Source organism: Cellulomonas cellasea, assembly GCF_030372105.1.
Taxonomy (GTDB): domain Bacteria; phylum Actinomycetota; class Actinomycetes; order Actinomycetales; family Cellulomonadaceae; genus Cellulomonas_A; species Cellulomonas_A cellasea_A.
The window spans coordinates 59,312-75,541 of the sequence record NZ_JAUDBQ010000010.1 but is presented as its reverse complement, the minus strand read 5'-3'; the positions used below and the strand labels follow the sequence as shown (position 1 = coordinate 75,541).

14 protein-coding genes are annotated in these 16,230 nt (G+C 72.2%); 8 read left to right on the top strand and 6 right to left on the bottom strand.

What is annotated here, in order from left to right:
* Positions 1-82: 82 nt before the first annotated feature.
* Positions 83-451 carry a hypothetical protein gene (locus QUV83_RS10860; RefSeq protein ID WP_289564541.1) on the bottom strand — a complete coding sequence of 123 codons (369 nt, stop codon included), beginning with the start codon at positions 449-451 and terminating at the stop codon, positions 83-85.
* A 143-nt stretch (positions 452-594) separates the two neighbouring features.
* On the opposite strand from QUV83_RS10860, the gene QUV83_RS10855 reads away from it, so the two are divergent.
* Both QUV83_RS10855 and QUV83_RS10850 read left to right on the top strand, forming a co-directional pair.
* On the top strand, positions 595-1,335 hold the full coding sequence (locus QUV83_RS10855) for an HNH endonuclease family protein (RefSeq protein WP_289564540.1): 741 nt from the start codon (positions 595-597) through the stop codon (positions 1,333-1,335).
* Positions 1,336-1,421: 86 nt separating this feature from the next.
* Positions 1,422-3,326, top strand: coding sequence for a heavy metal translocating P-type ATPase (locus tag QUV83_RS10850; RefSeq protein ID WP_289564539.1), 1,905 nt, complete (start codon positions 1,422-1,424; stop codon positions 3,324-3,326).
* Between the two features lie 126 nt (positions 3,327-3,452).
* On the opposite strand, the gene QUV83_RS10845 is transcribed toward QUV83_RS10850, so the two are convergent.
* From QUV83_RS10845 to QUV83_RS10825, 5 genes are all read right to left on the bottom strand, one after another.
* Positions 3,453-4,169, bottom strand: a complete 717-nt coding sequence (locus QUV83_RS10845) for a M50 family metallopeptidase (protein WP_289564538.1) — start codon at positions 4,167-4,169, stop codon at positions 3,453-3,455.
* Positions 4,170-4,173: 4 nt separating this feature from the next.
* Positions 4,174-4,866, bottom strand: a complete 693-nt coding sequence (locus QUV83_RS10840; protein ID WP_289564537.1) for an LmeA family phospholipid-binding protein — start codon at positions 4,864-4,866, stop codon at positions 4,174-4,176.
* 91 nt (positions 4,867-4,957) lie between these two features.
* The gene (locus QUV83_RS10835; protein ID WP_289564536.1) at positions 4,958-6,439 is read right to left on the bottom strand and encodes an SPFH domain-containing protein; all 1,482 of its coding nucleotides are present in this window, start codon (positions 6,437-6,439) and stop codon (positions 4,958-4,960) included.
* Positions 6,440-6,530: 91 nt separating this feature from the next.
* Complete coding sequence (locus tag QUV83_RS10830) at positions 6,531-6,998, bottom strand: NfeD family protein (RefSeq protein WP_289564535.1); 468 nt, start codon at positions 6,996-6,998, stop codon at positions 6,531-6,533.
* Positions 6,999-7,125: 127 nt separating this feature from the next.
* On the bottom strand, positions 7,126-8,340 hold the full coding sequence (locus tag QUV83_RS10825) for a DUF4190 domain-containing protein (protein WP_289564534.1): 1,215 nt from the start codon (positions 8,338-8,340) through the stop codon (positions 7,126-7,128).
* Between the two features lie 313 nt (positions 8,341-8,653).
* Between QUV83_RS10825 and QUV83_RS10820 the strand changes: the two genes are divergently transcribed.
* The 6 genes from QUV83_RS10820 (at position 8,654) to QUV83_RS10795 (ending at position 16,224) form a co-directional block, all read left to right on the top strand.
* A complete protein-coding gene (locus QUV83_RS10820; protein ID WP_289564533.1) occupies positions 8,654-10,180 on the top strand; it encodes an MFS transporter in 1,527 nt (508 codons plus the stop codon).
* A 72-nt stretch (positions 10,181-10,252) separates the two neighbouring features.
* Positions 10,253-11,548, top strand: coding sequence for a multidrug effflux MFS transporter (locus tag QUV83_RS10815; protein WP_289564532.1), 1,296 nt, complete (start codon positions 10,253-10,255; stop codon positions 11,546-11,548).
* Between the two features lie 46 nt (positions 11,549-11,594).
* Positions 11,595-12,569 carry a TIGR03885 family FMN-dependent LLM class oxidoreductase gene (locus QUV83_RS10810; RefSeq protein WP_436231902.1) on the top strand — a complete coding sequence of 325 codons (975 nt, stop codon included), beginning with the start codon at positions 11,595-11,597 and terminating at the stop codon, positions 12,567-12,569.
* Positions 12,566-14,239, top strand: coding sequence for an alpha-amylase family protein (locus QUV83_RS10805; protein ID WP_289564530.1), 1,674 nt, complete (start codon positions 12,566-12,568; stop codon positions 14,237-14,239). Before QUV83_RS10810 ends, QUV83_RS10805 begins: the two co-directional genes overlap by 4 nt.
* Before the next feature lie 144 nt (positions 14,240-14,383).
* Positions 14,384-14,956: a helix-turn-helix domain-containing protein gene (locus tag QUV83_RS10800; RefSeq protein WP_289564529.1), complete on the top strand. Its 573-nt coding sequence runs from the start codon at positions 14,384-14,386 to the stop codon at positions 14,954-14,956.
* Complete coding sequence (locus tag QUV83_RS10795; RefSeq protein WP_289564528.1) at positions 14,953-16,224, top strand: HipA domain-containing protein; 1,272 nt, start codon at positions 14,953-14,955, stop codon at positions 16,222-16,224. The genes QUV83_RS10800 and QUV83_RS10795 overlap by 4 nt, the downstream gene beginning before the upstream one ends.
* Positions 16,225-16,230 lie beyond the last annotated feature (6 nt).

The window sequence follows — 16,230 nt, the reverse complement described above, 5'->3', positions numbered from 1 at the left end:
CTTTTTCTGCCCAGAGATACGCAGAAGTTCACCCGAACCATGCCACCGGGCGCCCACCGGCAGCCATCCCCTCAGCCTTCCCCTAGTCGCGCTCCCACGGCGGCTCCTCGCCCAACTTCTCGTAGTACCGCCGGAGCTGGCCCCGCACCCGCGGGATGTCCGCGGCAGGCAGGTCGACGCCACCACGCGAGCCGTCCATCACCGCCGCCGCAGCGAAGACCCCGCGTGGCACCGCCTCGAGCCGGCCGTCCACGACATCGGCGATCAGCAGCTTGTGCGCGGTGAAGTCCTCCTCGCGCGACGCGTCGTACCACAGGTGCGCATCCCGATACGCCTCGTTGGGCGCCTCCTCGGCGCCCGTGAACGCGCGCACCCGCTTCTCCGCCGCGGCGGCGTCCCACGCGCGGTCACGCGGGGCGAGGGGGTAGTCCTGGAATGCCGGCACTGCCATGGCCGCCTCCTGCAGATGAGTGCTCGCCCGGAGATCGGGCCTCCCTCGAGCGTGGCGCCGCCCCCGCCCAGCGGCATCCCCACGGCCAGCGGCATCCCCACCGCCATGGGCGCACCCGGCCCGCGGTATGGCACCGTTCACCCGTGCCGTCCCCCCGCGCGCGAGCAGGCCGCTCGCCCTCCCGCCGTCCCGCCCGCTCGACGCGCAGCCGCTGGGTGCTGCTGCTAGTCCTGGCCGTCGCCATCGGCATCGGGACGCCGATGTGGCAGGACGCCCGCGCGGGCGCCGACGTCCCCGTGACGGCCGCCGACCTCGCCGACGCGCGCACGGCGCTCGACGGGTTGGCCGTGAAGGGCCGGGCGCCCCGGACCGGCTACGAGCGCAGCGCCTTCGGCCAGGCCTGGGCGGATGTCGACCGCAACGGCTGCGACACCCGCAACGACATCCTGCGGCGCGACCTCGTCGACCTGACGTTCAAGGCGGACACCGACGGGTGCACGGTGCTCACCGGAACGCTCACCGACCCCTACGGCGGCCAGGTCATCGCGTTCGAGCGCGGGGAGCGCAGCTCCGAGGTGCAGATCGACCACGTCGTCGCGCTGTCCGACGCCTGGCAGAAGGGCGCCCAGCAGTGGACCGACGAGGTCCGCACAGCCTTCGCGAACGACCCCGCGAACCTGCTCGCCGTGGACGGCCCGCTCAACCAGCAGAAGGGCGCGGGCGACGCGGCCACCTGGCTGCCGCCGCTCAAGGGCTACCGGTGCGTCTACGTGGTGCGCCAGATCCGGGTGAAATCGGCGTACGGGCTGTGGGTGACCGAGGCCGAGCATGACGCGATGAGCAGGGAGCTGGACCGCTGCGTGACGGCTCCCGCGGCCAGCTGAAACGGCCCTGAACAGCAGGCGCGCACCACGTTGAGCCGAGCCTTGCCTTGCTGGCGGCGACCTCGCGGGCGGCGTAGACCAGAGGCATGCAGTGGTGGCGAACGCTCCTCCGGCAGTACCCCCTCGTCCTGGCCACCCTCGCCGTCGCGGCACTGGGCGGTGTCCTCACCGCCGCCGGGGCTGGCCAGGTGGCGCAGTGGGCGGTCAGCGGATACGCGCTGGCCATCGCCGCCGTGCAGGCCGTCGCGATGGTCCGCGAGTTGCGGTCCGGCACCTGGGGGATCGACATCCTTGCGGTGACGGCCATCGTCGCCACAGTCGTCGTGGGGCAGCACTGGGCCGCGCTCGTCATCGTGCTCATGCTCACCGGCGGGGTCGCGCTCGAGGACTACGCCGCAGGGCGCGCCCGGCGCGAGCTCAGCGCCCTGCTGGCCGCCGCCCCGCAGACCGCCCACGCCCTGCGGCCCGACGGCTCCGTGCAGGACGTGCCCGTCGACGACGTGCGCCCCGGGGACCAGCTCGTGGTGAAGCCCGGCGAGGTCGTCCCCGTCGACGGCGACCTGCTGAGCGCCGCCGCGCCCCTCGACGAGTCGTCGCTCACCGGGGAGTCCATGCCCGTCGAGCGCGTCACCGGCGACAGCCTGCTGTCCGGCGCGGTGAACGGGCCCGCCGGGATCCGGATGCGCGCCACCGCCACCGCCGACGCATCGCAGTACCAGCACATCGTCGCGCTGGTGCGGGAGGCCTCCGAGTCGAAGGCCCCGTTCGTGCGACTGGCCGACCGGGTGGCCGTCCCGTTCACCGCCGTCGCGCTCCTCATCGCCGGGGCAGCCTGGGCCGTGTCCGGCGACCCGTCGCGCTTCGCCGAGGTGCTGGTCGTCGCCACGCCGTGCCCGCTGCTCATCGCCACGCCCGTCGCGTTCATGGCGGGCATGTCCCGCGCGTCGAAGAACGGGATCATCGTCAAGAACGGCGGCGCCCTCGAACGGCTGGCGCGGGTCAAGACGGCGGCCTTCGACAAGACGGGCACCCTCACCCACGGCCACCCCGAGGTCGTGGCCGTGGCGCCGCGGGACGGGCTGCCGGCCGACGAGCTGCTGCGGCTCGCGGCCAGCGTCGAGCAGTACTCGAACCACTCGCTGGCGTCGTCGATCGTCCACGCCGCCACCGCCCGCGGCCTGACGCTGAGCCCGGGGCGCGGTGTGCGGGAGAGCACCGGCCACGGGGTCAGCGCCCAGGTCGACGGGCATACGGTGGCCGTCGGCAAGGAGGCCTACGTCGCGGGACTGGTCGGCGGCACGTCAAGGATCGAGCCCGTCGAGCTCGAGCCCGGGCAGCTCGCCGTGCACCTGGCCGTCGACGGCGTGCATGCCGGGGCGATCACCCTGGCCGACGCCGTCCGCGCCGAGTCGCTCCACACCGTCACTCGGCTCCGCCAGCTCGGCGTCCGCCACACCGTGATGCTCACCGGCGACGGCGAGGCCACGGCCCGGCACGTCGCCGACGCCGTGGGAGTCGACGAGTTCCGCGCCGACTGCCTGCCTGCCGACAAGGTCGCCGCCGTGCGGGCCCTGCCGGACCGGCCCGTGATGATGGTCGGCGACGGCGTCAACGACGCCCCAGTGCTCGCCGTCGCCGACGTGGGCGTGGCGATGGGCGCGAAGGGATCCTCGGCGGCATCCGAGTCGGCGGACGTCGTCATCCTCGTCGACGACGTGGACCGCGCCGCGCGGGCCATCGCCATCGGCCACCGCACCGTCAACGTCGCCATGCAGGCCATCGGCATCGGGGTGGGCATCAGCCTGGCCCTGATGGCAGCCGCGGCGTTCGGCATGATCCCCGCGATCGTCGGCGCGGGCCTGCAAGAGCTCGTCGACCTCACCACGATCCTGTGGGCGTTGCGCGCCTCCGGCCCCGGGCGCGGCGAGCCCGCCGACCTCGCCGCCGCGACCCGCCGGCCGACCCCGCGATCGGCCCTCGCGACGGCCTGAGCCGCAGCCAGACGAGCCTCGCCGGGAGAAAGCGGCGAATCGTCATGAACAGGGTGGTCCACAGTTGTGGACAACTGTCCTGAATCGGCATTTACCCACGCTGACCTGCGCAGACCCTGCCCAGAGCTACCCGAAATACGCTCCGGCGAGCCAAGTGGACCCCAGTCCGAGCGCTCCCAGGCACACCACCAGGAACACCCCCACCCAGACGATCCCCGGCACCCGCGTGAGCTTGGCCAAGATGTCCGCGTCCGAGGACGCGCCACGGCTCCGGCGCCGCGACGTCTGCAGCTCGAGCACCGCCCGCGGGGCGCCCAGCAGCAGGAACCACGTCACCAGATAGGCGAACGCCGACTGCAGCTCGGCGCTCCCCCACCACGTCACGCCCACCAGCACGGCGCCGCTGACGAGCACCGACCACAGCCCATACCAGTTGCGGATCTGCACCAGCAGCAACGCCAGCGCGAGCACCAGCAGCCACAGCAGCCCCACCGCGTACCCCCGGCCCAGCAGCCACGCGGCGCCCAGCCCCAGGATCGCCGGCCCCACGTACCCGGCGAACGCCGTGGCGATCATGCCCGGGCCGCGCGGCTTGCCCACCGACAGCGTGAGCCCCGAGGTGTCCGAGTGCAGCCGGATGCCCGCCAGCCGCCGGCCGGTCAGCAGCGCGGCGAGCGCATGGGAGCCCTCGTGCACGATGGTCAGCACATGCCGGGTGAGCCGCCACAGCACCGGGACCGCCAGGCACACGAGCGCCAGCGCCAACGCGCCGAGCACCACGGCCTGCGGCGGATCCGGCTGCGCGGTGGTGGCGCGCTCCCATATGTCGGTGAGCAGGTTCATGGGTTCAGCGGCCTCCGGTGGGGACGAGCACGTCAGTTCCGGTGGCGGTGAGCCGCACACCGGTGCCGATCACCGTCACGTCGGTGACGGTCACACCCTGGGGCAGCCCGTCGATCGGGATGGCCAGGTCGCTCAGCATCGACCCGAGGCCCCCGGGCAGCGAGGCCGCGGACACCTCCACCCCGCCGAACTGGACACTAGCCACCTCGACGCGGATCTCACCGCCCTCGGCGCGCGGGACGAGGCGCGCGGACCACGGCAGCCCCAGCGCATTCCCCGTGGCGACGAGCTGCTCGCCCTCGGCGGCCAACGTCACCGCCACGCCGGTGTGCTCGGTGACGAGCTGCTCCATCGCCGCTGTGCTGAGCGCGCCCGTCACGACCGCGTTCTGCACCGAGTACGGGGCCCGGGTGCTGACCCCGCGGGCGGTGACGTCCACGTCCTCGAGGGGCGTGCCGTCCAACGTGATCGCGTCGGCGTGGGCGGTGACCTCGTCGAGCGTCCCGTCCAACGCCTGGGTGAGGAACGGGAACCCGTGAATGTCGATCTGCGGGGTCCCGGACACGTCGAGGCTCTGCTCGACCTTCGTGGCGGCCAGTCGCTCGGCGGCGGCCACCGCCACCCGGTCCGCGATCACGCCCAGCCCCACGAGGAGCACTAGCAGGACGAGAAGTGTGATGCCCAGGCGACGTCCCATCAGGTCAGCGTAGGGAGTTCACGGACGCGGGGCGCCCTGGGAGCCGTTCAGGCCCCCGGGACGCCCCGCGTCGGATGCGCATCGGCTGCGGTCAGTTCGCCTTCGCGTCGCCGGCCCGCGCGGAGCCCACCACGCTGGCAGCGGCGCCGCCCGCAGCACCGCTGAGCAGGCTGTTCAGGTCGAGCCCGGTGAGGGACTTGATGACGTCCTGGCCCTCGCTGAGCACCTGCGCGACGTTCTTGGTGAGCGACGAGGCGCCGTCGGTGGAGACCACCGTCAGCGAGTCGATGGCGCCCATCGGCTCGGCGGCCGCCCGCACGATCTCCGGCATCTTCGCGATGACCTGCTGCGCGAGGACTGCCGCGCCCTGCTCACGCAGCGCCTCAGCCTGCGCCTTGGTCGCCTCGGCGGCGGCCAGGCCCTCGGCGCGGGCTGCCGAGGCGCGGGCCAGGCCCAGCGCCTCGATGGCCTTCGCCTCGGCGAGCTGGCGGTCCCGCTCGGCGTTGCCGGCGCGGATCGTCGCCTCGGCCGCGGCCTCGGCGTCCTGCACGGCGGCGACCTTGTTCGCCTCGGCGATGCGGGTCCGCTTGAAGGCGTCGGCCTCGGTGGCGGCGTTCGCGGCGTCACGCTCGGCGTTGGCTTGCTGGACGGCGGCGTACGCGGCGGCCTCGGCCGGCTTGCGGACGTCGATGTCGAGCTGCTCCTCGGTGACCTTCGCCTGCTCGGCGAGCGCCTCGCGCTGCTCGGTGGCGACCAGGCGGTCCTGCTCGGCGCGGGCGAGCTGCCCGGCGGCCTCCGCGTTGGCGTTGGCGCGGTCGGTCTCCGCCTTGATCCCCGCCTGCTTCAGCGCGAGGTCGCGCTGCCGCTCCGCGATCTGCTCCATCGCGCTGATCTTGGCGAACTCCGAGACCTGCTGGGCCTCCGCCTCCTTGACCTCGGCGACCTGCCGGGCGCGCGCGGCCTCGGCGCGGCCCAGGTTGGACAGGTAGTCCGAGCCGGGCGTGGAGATGTCCGAGATGTTGAGCAGGTCGACCTGCAGGCCCTGCTCCGCGAGGTCCGTCTTCGTCGAGGCGACCACCGCGTCCTGCAGCGACTTCCGGTCGGAGATGATCTGCTCGATCGTCATGTCGCCGATGATGGCGCGCAGCGAGCCCTCCAGGGACTCCCGGATGACGTCGGTGAGGGTGGCCTGCTGGGAGAGGAAGCGCTGGGCGGCACGCCGCACGCCCTCCTCGTCGCCACGGACCTTGAAGTTGATGGACGCCTTGATGGCGAGCTTGATGCGGTTGCGGTCCACACCCTCGACGGTGATGCCGATCTGCCGCTGCTCGAGCGAGATCGGGAAGCCCTGCTGGAGCACCGGCCACACGAACACCCGGCCGCCGACGATGACCCGCTGGCCGCCCTCGGGGGTGGCCGCGTTCCGTCCCGCGCCGCGGCCCACGATGATGAGGGCCTCGTTGGGCGGCACCCGGCGAATACGCTTGGTGATGAGTGCGAGCACCGCGAAGAACGCGATGACCAGGGCGGCGACCGCAATGACGGCCGCACCACCCGAGAAGAAGTCATTCATGGTGATCCCCGGCGGGCCGGGGTCTCCTTTCGTTGGTGCGGACGGGATCGGTGGAGTCACGACGTCAGGCGCCTGGGCGCCCGGGCGCCGGTCAGGCCTTGGTCACGCGCACCCGCGAGCCGGAGACGCCGACCACGACGACGCGCTGCCCGGCGTCGAGGACCTCGTCGGCCCACGCCAGGCGGCTCTCGAGGTCGCGGACGCCCTCGAGCCGCACCTCGCCGCCGTCGGGGCCGGTGGTCGCGGTCAGCACCCCGAAGGCGCCCTCGAGTGGGGGCGGCGGGGCGTCCTCGCTGTCGGCGAGCCGGTTGATCATCATCTGGGCGACGATCGCGGACACCACGGCGAAGACCACCGCGAAGACGTACGTCCACACCGTCGGCAGGTCGTTGGCGACGGCGATGACGCCGCTGGCCCCGAACACGACGGCGCCGATGCCGACCGCGGAGCCGGACAGCCCGACGTCACCGAAGCTCAACTCGCCGAAGACCTCGCCGAGCACGAGCGAGACGACCAGGAGCAGGAGGCCAATGCCTCCGATGATGGAGAAGAGGAGCACGGGGGCCGCTTTCGACACTGGGGGGCGGGTGCCGCCAGTATGACGGCTCCCGCCCCGCCTGGGTTGACCCGTTCAGGTCATGTGCGCAGGAAGGCGCCCACGCCGGGCTGTGGGTGGGCGCCGCCGGTCACAGCCCGCCCACGCATGCCACCGCGAGACGTTCCGCCGCACTGCTGCCCTCCGTGAGGGCAGCGATCATCTCCTGCTCGGGCAGCGCCTGCGTCTCCGGCCGGAAGAGCGCCAGCAACGCGTCCGCATCCGCGGCGTGCTCCGCGCCCAGGTCGGGCTTCGCCGTCTCCACGAGCTGGACCAGCGTGGCGACAGTGGCCTCATCGGGCCCAGCGGCGTCCGCCGTCGTGATGATCGAGTAGAAGCTCTGGGGGTCGTCGGCGAAGAGGATCTCGCAGCCGCGCTCCACGCCGGTCAGCCCCGCCACCGACGCGGGCAGCAGCAGCGAGCCCTCGACGACGGGCGCCGCGACCTCCGGAGGAGCCACGCTCTCCGCCGCGGCGGCGGCAGCCTCCTCGGCAGCCAGGAGCTCGGCGGCCTCAGCCGCCTCAGCCGACTCAGCCTCGAACTTCTCGGCCGCCGCGGCGATCCGCTCCTCCTCCGCCTCCACCAGGGCGATCCCCGCGGTGACCCAGTAGATCGTGGAGATCACCGACAAGACGAACGCCAGCGCAGCGACGGCGATGCCGGCGATCGCCAGGCCCTTGCCGGGCCGGCCGCTGCGACGGGTCCGCACCAGCGCCGCGATCGACAGGCCGAGGCCCACAGGCCAGACCAGGAACGCCAGCACCAAGCCCGCGATGGCCATGCCGTCGGTCCCGGTCGGGGCGGGGGCGCCCTGGGCCGGGTACGCGGTGGCGGCATACGGGGGCGGCTCGGCGCCGGCGATGGGCTCGGACGCGAGGGCGTCGGCGGCCGGCGGCGTCGCGTCGGGGACGTCGGCGGCGTCGATCACCTGGGTGGCATCGGCGGCGTCGATCACCTGGGTGGCGGCGTCGGAGTCGCTCGTGGCCGATGGCGCCTCGTCGACGGGAGCCTCGTCGACGAGGGCATCCTCGGCGGGCGCGTCGTCAGCGGAGGGAACGTCCGCAGGGGCCTCGTCGACGAGGGCGTCGTCAGCAAGCGCGTCGTCAGCAGGCGCGTCCACGGCCGCGTCGGCGGGAGCCTCCTCGACGGGGGCGGCCTCGACATCGGGAGCGGCCTCAGCCGTCAGGACGCTGCCCTCGGCGACGGCGCCGTCCGGAGTCGCAGCCTCGTCGGTGATCGTCGCGGGGCCCTCGGGCTGGGCGGGGATCGGCCGCGTCGGGTCGGTCGGTACCTGGGGGTCAGACACGGGTGTCTCCGGGGGATTCGGGGGGATTCCCGCTGCTCGATCGAGCGCGGGCACTCGCCTGGCGGCGACACCCAAGCAGGTCATCGGCCGCCGTGACGGCGCCGTCCGCCCTGTGGGCACTTTCTGCCCGTATATGTGATTGATCCGGTTCGGCCGTCCCGCCTGGCGAGCCAGGGGGAATCCCATTCGCGCGGATCACATGTTGAGGTGCACGCTGACCTCCTGGCCCGTCGGGGCGTCGCGCCCTCGGGCACGCGGACACCCGCGCCGAACCATCTGAGATCGTTCATCCGCACCGCATCTGGAGTGACAAGTGACTTCGCCCTCGGGCTCCACGCCGCCCTCGGGCGCCACCTCGCCGGCCTCCGCGAGCCCGTGGCGGGGCAGCCACCGCATCGTGACGATCGGGCTCGTGGCCCTGGCGAGCCTGTCGGCCTTCGAGGCGCTGGCCGTGTCGACGGCGATGCCGACGGTCGCCACTGCCCTCGACGGGTTCGGCCTCTACGCGATGGCCTTCGCGGCGCCCATCGCGTCGAGCGTGGTCGGGATGACGATGGCCGGCCGCTGGTCGGATCGGCGCGGGCCTGGCCCGGTGCTGGTGTGGGGCGTGGCGCTGTTCGTCGTCGGCGTGCTGATCGCCGGGCTCGCGGTGAGCATGGAGATGCTGGTCGTGGGCCGCGTGGTGCAGGGCGTCGGCTCGGGCCTGGAGATCGTCGCGATGTATGTGGTCGTCGCGCGGGCCTACCCCGCGCTGGTGCGACCACGGGTGTTCGCGGCGTTCGCCGCCGCCTGGGTGATCCCCGGCGTGGTGGGGCCGCTGATCGCGGGCCTGATCGTGGAGCACGTGGGCTGGCGGTGGGTGTTCCTGGCGGTGCCCGCCCTGGCGATCCCCGCGTTGCTCGCCGTGCGGCCGGCGACGGCAGGCCTCGGCCCGCAGGTCGACGGGGCAACCAGCGGGCCCGCCTCGGGCCGCGCCTCCCAGCGCCTGCTGCCGCTGTCGCTGCTCGCGGCGGTGGCCGTCCTCGCGCTGCACCACGGCGGCCAGCAGAAGGGCGTCTCCGCGGCGGTGTGGATCGTGCTGGCCGGGGCCGCCCTCGCGGTGAGCCTGCCGCCGCTGCTGCCTGCGGGCACGCTGCGCTCGAGGCGGGGGCTGCCCACGGTGATCTTGCTGCGCGGCCTGATGAGCGCGGCGTTCTTCGGCGGCGAGGTGTTCCTGCCGTTGCTGCTGCAGAGCAGGCATGGGCTCAGCCCGTCCGCGGCCGGGGCGGTGCTCACGCTGGCGGCTGTCACGTGGTCGGTGGGCTCGTCGGTGCGGGGCCGGGTCACCACCCTGCGGGACACGGTGTTCCTGCGGGGAGGCACGCTGGTGATGGCCGTCGGCACGGCGCTGGCCGCGCTGCTCGTGGCGCCGGCCACCCCCGTGCTCATCGGGTATGCGGGCTGGGCGCTGACCGGCTTCGGCATCGGGCTGGCGATGCCCACCACCTCGGTGCTCACGCTGCAGCTCTCCACCCCGGCCGAGCAGGGAGCCAACTCCTCGGCACTGCAGACGATGGACGCGATCGCGACGGCGCTGACGCTGGCGCTCGCCGGCTCGCTGTTCACGGCGCTCGGCGGCACGGCCTCGGACTCGGCGTTCGTGGCGGGCTTCTCGGCAGCGGGGGCGATCGCGCTGGTGGCGATGGCGTTGTCGGGCAGGGTCGTCGCCTCTCGACGCGCAGGGCCGGACGACGACGCGGGCACGGGCACTCGCGCGAGCGCCGTCTTCGACAGCGCCGCCCTCGACGCCGCAGCTCTCGACGCACCCAGCCCCGCGCCGACCGCGGAGCCGACCCCCTAATCAGGCCTGTCCACTCTGTCCACGATGTGAGCAACGGGAAGATTCGCCGGGCTCCCAGTGGTTCGGATCTTCATGGACCTCCCGCGCGCCCAGGCCGCCACCCCCGCCCGCGCGCACATCAGCGTCGGCCTGGTGCTGTTGCTCTCCGCGCTGACGGCCATCGGGCCGTTCACCTTCGACACGTACCTCGCGGCGTTCCCGGAGATCGCCGCCGATCTGGGCGCCACGTCGTCGGCCGTGCAGCTCACCCTCACCGCCTCCCTCGCGGGACTGGCCGCGGGGCAGTTGCTGATCGGGTCGTTGTCGGACGCGTTCGGGCGGCGGCGCCCGCTGATCGCGGCGTTGGCGCTGTACACGGTGACGTCCGCGGCGATGCTGCTGGTGCAGACCATCGAGGTGTTCACGGCGCTGCGCGTGGTGCAGGGGTTCACGGCGGCCGCGGGCATGGTGCTGTCGATGGCGATGGTGCGCGACAGGTTCTCGGGCGACGCGGTGTCCAAGGTGATGGCGCGCCTCATGCTGGTGGTGGGCGTGGCGCCGGTGCTGGCCCCGACCATCGGCGCGCAGCTTCTGCGGTTCGGCTCGTGGCGGCTGATCTTCGGCTTCCTCGCGGCCGTCGGCGTCGCGCTGCTGATGCTCGCGGTGACGACCCTGCGCGAGACGCTGCCCGTGGAGCGCAGGCGCACCGGGGGCACTGTCTCGGCGCTGCGCTCCTACCGTGAGCTCCTCACGGACCGCGGGTTCCTGGGGTTGGCGTTGCTGTCCGCGTTCTACCTGTCGGCGATGTTCACCTACGTGTCGTCGTCCACGTTCGTCTTCCAGGCCGGGTACGGGCTGACGGCGCAGGAGTTCGGGTGGGTGTTCGCGGGCGGCGCCGTGTCGATCACCGCCGGGACGCAGATCGCTGGCGCGCTGGTCGGCAGGTTCCGGCCGCAGCAGATCCTGGCGGGCGGCATGGTGGCGGGGGTGGCCGTGTCGCTGGTGCTCGTGGCCGTGGCGGCGGCGGGCGCGCCGTTCTGGCCGCTGACCCTGCTGATGATGCTGACGCTCGGCACCGCCGGGCTGGTGATGCCCTCGGCGCCGGCGATCGCGCTGGAGGCGAACCCGCATCGGGCGGGCTCCGCCGCCGCACTGCTGGGCGCGCTGCAGTTCGGCCTGGGGGCGGTCATCGCGCCGCTCACCGGGCTGGGCGGCCCGCCGAGCGCGCTGGTCATGGCGGCGTTCATGAGTGGCTCGATCCTGGTCTCAGCCCTGCTGCTGCTCGCCCTGCGGCGCACGTGGCGGCGGGACCGGATCGCCGTCCTGGCGCATGAGACGACCCCGGCGGCGGGTCGCCCGGCGGTGGGCGCGCCGCTCGCCACCGACTGACCTCTCGCCGCGCGGGCCGCACGGGATGCCGGTAGGAATGACCGGCATGACAACCATCGGGCTGCATGCCTCGCATGAGCAGGTCCACCCGACCGCGCTGCTGAGCGCGGTCCAACGCGCCCAGGAAGCGGGCTTCGGGGCCGCGATGTGCTCCGACCACTTCGCCCCGTGGAGTGAGCGCCAAGGCCACTCCGGGTTCGCGTGGTCGTGGCTGGGCGCCGCGCTGGCCACCACCGACCTGCCGATGGGCGTGGTCAACGCGCCCGGCCAGCGTTACCACCCGGCGATCATCGCGCAGGCGTCGGCGACCCTGGCCGCGATGTTCCCCGGCCGGTTCTGGGTGGCCCTCGGCTCGGGTGAGAACGCGAACGAGCACATCACCGGCGACAGGTGGCCGGACAAGCCGACGCGTGACGCCCGGCTGCGCGAGTGCGTGGACGTGATCCGCGCGCTGCATGCCGGCGAGGAGGTCACCCACCACGGCCTGGTCACCGTGGACCGGGCGCGGGTGTGGACGCTGCCGGAGGTCCCGCCGCTGCTCATCGGCCCGGCGGTGTCCGTCGAGACCGCGCGTGCTCATGCCGCGTGGGCGGACGGGTTGATCACCACCAACCAGCCCATCGAGAAGCTGCGCGCCGTCACGGGCGCCTACCGGGACGCGGGGGGCCGCGGCGACCTCGCGTTGCAGGTGCACCTGTCGTGGGCGCCGGATGAGGAGGCCGCGATGGCCATCGCCCGCGACCAGTGGCGCACCAACACGTATCCGCCGCCGGTGTGCTGGGACGTGGACACCCCGCAGGCCTTCGACATCATCGGCGAGCACGTGCCCGACTCCCAGGTGCGGGGCACCGTGCTGGTGGGCTCCGACCTGGGACGGCTCACGGAGCAGATCGCCGAGCTCGCGGACGTGGGCTTCGAGCAGGTGTACCTGCACCACGTGGGCCAGCACCTGGAGGGGTTCGTGGACGCGTTCGGCGAGCATGTGCTCCCGCAGCTCAGCGACGTGGGGGTGGCGGCATGAGGATCACCGACACCGGCGACGTGTGGTGGAAGAACGCCGTCGTCTACTGCCTCGACGTCGAGACCTTCATGGACTGGAACGGCGACGGGATCGGCGACTTCGCGGGCCTGACGCAGCGCCTCGACCATCTAGCCGACCTGGGCGTCACGTGCCTGTGGCTGATGCCGTTCTACCCGACGGCCGAGAAGGACGACGGCTACGACATCACCGACTTCTACGGCGTGGACCCGCGCCTGGGCACCCACGGCGACGTGGTGGAGATGATCCGCACCGCCCGCGACCGCGGCATACGCGTCATCGCCGACCTGGTGGTCAACCACACGTCCGACAAGCACCCCTGGTTCAAGGCCGCCCGGTCCAGCAAGGACAACCCCTACCGCGACTTCTACGTGTGGCGCTCCGACGCGCCGCCGCCCACGCAGCACGAGGTGGTCTTCCCCGACCAGGAGACGTCCATCTGGGAGCTCGACGAGAAGACCGGCGAGTACTACCTGCACCGCTTCTACAAGCACCAGCCCGACCTCAACGTCTCCAACCCGAAAGTGCGGGACGAGATCGCCAAGGTCATGGGGTTCTGGCTCGAGGTGGGGCTGTCCGGGTTCCGGGTGGACGCCGTGCCGTTCCTGCTCGAAGGCGCCGAGGTGGAGCCGAGCGCCGAGGACGGCGACCCGCACTCCTACCTGCGCGCGCTCCGCTCGTTCCTGGGCCGGCGCTCCGGCGGCGCGATCCTGCTCGGCGAGGTGAACCTGCCGCACGCCGAGCAGGTGAAGTACTTCGGCGGCAGCGACGGCGACGAGCTGACCATGATGTTCGACTTCGTCGGCATGCAGAGCCTCTACCTGGCGATGGCGCGCACCGACGCGGCGCCGCTCGAGAAGGCGCTGAACGACCGGCCGCCGATCCCCCGCGACGCCCAGTGGGCCACGTTCGTGCGCAACCACGACGAGCTGACCCTCGACAAGCTCACCGAGGGCGAGCGCCAGGAGGTCTTCGCGGCGTTCGGGCCCGAGGAGGACATGCAGGTCTTCGGCCGTGGGCTGCGCCGACGGCTGCCCCCGATGCTCGACGGCGACCCGCGCCGGGTCCGCATGGCGTACTCGCTGCTGTTCTCCCTGCCCGGCACCCCGGTGCTGTTCTACGGCGAGGAGATCGGCATGGGCGAGAACCTCGACCTCGACGGGCGGATGGCCGTCCGCACCCCGATGCAGTGGACGTCCGGGAAGAACGGCGGCTTCTCCACCGCCGCCCGGCGCCGACTGCCCGGGGGCGTCGTGGAGGGCGGGTTCGCGCCCGAGCACGTCAACGTGGCCGACCAGCGCCACGACCCCGACTCGCTGCTCGCATTCGTCCAAATGCTCGTGCGCCGCTACCGGGAGTCCCCGGAACTCGGCTGGAGCGAGGTCGAGGTGCTCGACCAACCCCACGCGGCGGTCTTCGCGCACCGCGCCACATGGGACGACGGCTCCCTCGTCGCGCTGCACAACCTGGGCCCCGAGCCGCTCACCGTACCGCTGCGGCTGCCCGACCTCGACACCGAGGTGGAACTGGTGGACCTGCTGGGCCAGGGCACACTGACCTGCGACGAGCACGGCGCCGTGGAGGTCGCGCTCGACGGCTACGGGTACCGGTGGCTGCGCGTCGTGGCGCCGGGGGCACGGCGGCTGGTCTGACGTCGGCACCCGCCTCCGACACCAGCGAGCATCCCCGCACACGGTAATCCGTATGCGGGGATGCTAGCGTGTTGACATACCGAAAAGCAGATATACCGTGGCTTGAGCGGGCTGGAATCGGTTTTTGAGATGACGAGGGTAACGATGGACCGAGACACAGAGATCATCGTCAGGATCGCGCAGCGCCTGCGCGAGAGTCGCTCGGCGCTTGGGCTGACCCAGAACGAGCTCGCCGAACGGCTGGGAGTCACCCAGGCCTACCTGTCGCGCCTTGAGACAGGAGAAGCCACCCTCCAGGTGCGGCGCCTCGTCCAGGCTCTCAGTGCCGTCGGTCTGGACCTGATCGCCATCCCCCGCACCAACCCCGCGGCCAAGGAAGAGAGGATGCGCCCGCTGGCCCTGTCTCATAGAAGAGGCAAGAGCGGCATCGAGGAGCTGGCTGCCGCCCTGACGGAGACCGACCTCTCCCGGATCGCGAATTCGGAGATTGCCGCCCTGCTGCGGCTCCTGCGGACCCTGACCGCGGACCCAGAAGGCCTCGCCGCGAGCAGTGACCAGTACCGGCGCCTCATTCGACACTTACGCCGGTTGGCATCCAGCGACGCGGCGATCGAGGTTGCCGACCCGCAGCTTCGCAGAGTGCTCCTAGCGATCCGAGCGGCCTTTCCCGCTGCTTCAGACCAGGAGGCAGCTACCGGGAGCGAGGGGCGCCAGTGAGCTCCCTCGATGTGTGGCTGAACGAGGTGCACGTCGCCCGCCTGGACGACACCGCGGGTTTCGGGATGGCGTCGCTGCAGTACACCGACGAAGCGCTCGACCGGTTCGGCCTCGGCACGCTGGCACTATCGGTGCGCTTGCCGGTGCGCAAGGAGGCCTACAACGCATTTGAGGCGCGCAACTGGATGGACGGACTCTTGCCGGAAGGGGAGCTGCGCGCAGTCCTCGCCGACCGGTTTCGACTCGCCACCGATAACACGGTCGGGCTGCTGGCGATGATCGGACGCGAGTGCGCCGGCGCCGTTGCCGTCACCGAGGCGGGCGAGGGCCCACCGGCAAGTGCCGGTGTCCGATGGCTAGACGACCAGGCCCTTGAGCAGGCAGTAGACGACCTCGCGACCGCACCCTTCGGCGTCAGCCCGGAGAGCCACGTGCGAGTGTCCCTCGGTGGCATCCAGGACAAGCTCGTCCTCGTCGAACGCGACGACGGTGCGTTGGGCCTCCCACTGGAAGCGACTCCCTCGACCCACATCCTCAAACCATCGCCGTTGCGCGCGAATGGCCGCGAACGCTGGCCAGGGATCGTCCACGCTGAGCTCTTCGCGATGCGCGCGCTCGACCATGCCGGCCTCGACGTCGCCCAGGCAAGTTACCGGCCCATCGACGGCAGGCCGGCCATCCTGGTGCGCCGCTACGACCGCGAGACAGTCGAGGGACGCCTGCGCCGTCTCCACCAAGAGGACATGTGCCAAGCGCTGGGTCTCGCGCCGACCTCGAAGTATCAGCAGGCCGCTGACCCGCTCGCGCCCTCGCTCAAGCGGATCGCCCAGGTCTTGAGCAACCACGCAGCCATCCCTCTGCGCGAGCTCGAGCGACTCTTGGAAATGGTTCTCGCCTCACTGGTCCTCGGCAACTGCGATCAGCACGCGAAGAACATCTCCATGCTGATCGACCCGGCCACAGGAGTGCGCCTTGCTCCCTCGTACGACGTCGTCTCGACCGCTTCACTCGGCGTCGAGACCGTCCTGTCGCTCATCGTGGGAGGCGAGACCCTGCTCGAAGGGCTGACCGCGACGGTGATCGACGACGAGGTCACCCAATGGGGTCTGGGCCGACGCGCGGCATCGCGTTTGCGTGGGGAGGTCCTCGACCGGCTAGAGCCAGCCCTTGCCACCGCCTACGAGGAAGTCTCCACCGAAGCTGGGGAGAATCCCGTGGCCGAACGCGCATACGCCAGCGCCCAGGCGAGGGCTTCGAGCCTGAGGTGAGCCATC

Coding starts and splice junctions, on each gene's coding strand:
- QUV83_RS10860 (WP_289564541.1), bottom strand. CDS start 451: ATGGCAGTGCCGGCATTCCAGGACTACCCCCTCGCCCCGCGTGACCGC.
- QUV83_RS10850 (WP_289564539.1), top strand. CDS start 1,422: ATGCAGTGGTGGCGAACGCTCCTCCGGCAGTACCCCCTCGTCCTGGCC.
- QUV83_RS10845 (WP_289564538.1), bottom strand. CDS start 4,169: ATGAACCTGCTCACCGACATATGGGAGCGCGCCACCACCGCGCAGCCG.
- QUV83_RS10840 (WP_289564537.1), bottom strand. CDS start 4,866: ATGGGACGTCGCCTGGGCATCACACTTCTCGTCCTGCTAGTGCTCCTC.
- QUV83_RS10835 (WP_289564536.1), bottom strand. CDS start 6,439: ATGAATGACTTCTTCTCGGGTGGTGCGGCCGTCATTGCGGTCGCCGCC.
- QUV83_RS10815 (WP_289564532.1), top strand. CDS start 10,253: ATGGACCTCCCGCGCGCCCAGGCCGCCACCCCCGCCCGCGCGCACATC.
- QUV83_RS10810 (WP_436231902.1), top strand. CDS start 11,595: ATGACAACCATCGGGCTGCATGCCTCGCATGAGCAGGTCCACCCGACC.
- QUV83_RS10805 (WP_289564530.1), top strand. CDS start 12,566: ATGAGGATCACCGACACCGGCGACGTGTGGTGGAAGAACGCCGTCGTC.
- QUV83_RS10800 (WP_289564529.1), top strand. CDS start 14,384: ATGGACCGAGACACAGAGATCATCGTCAGGATCGCGCAGCGCCTGCGC.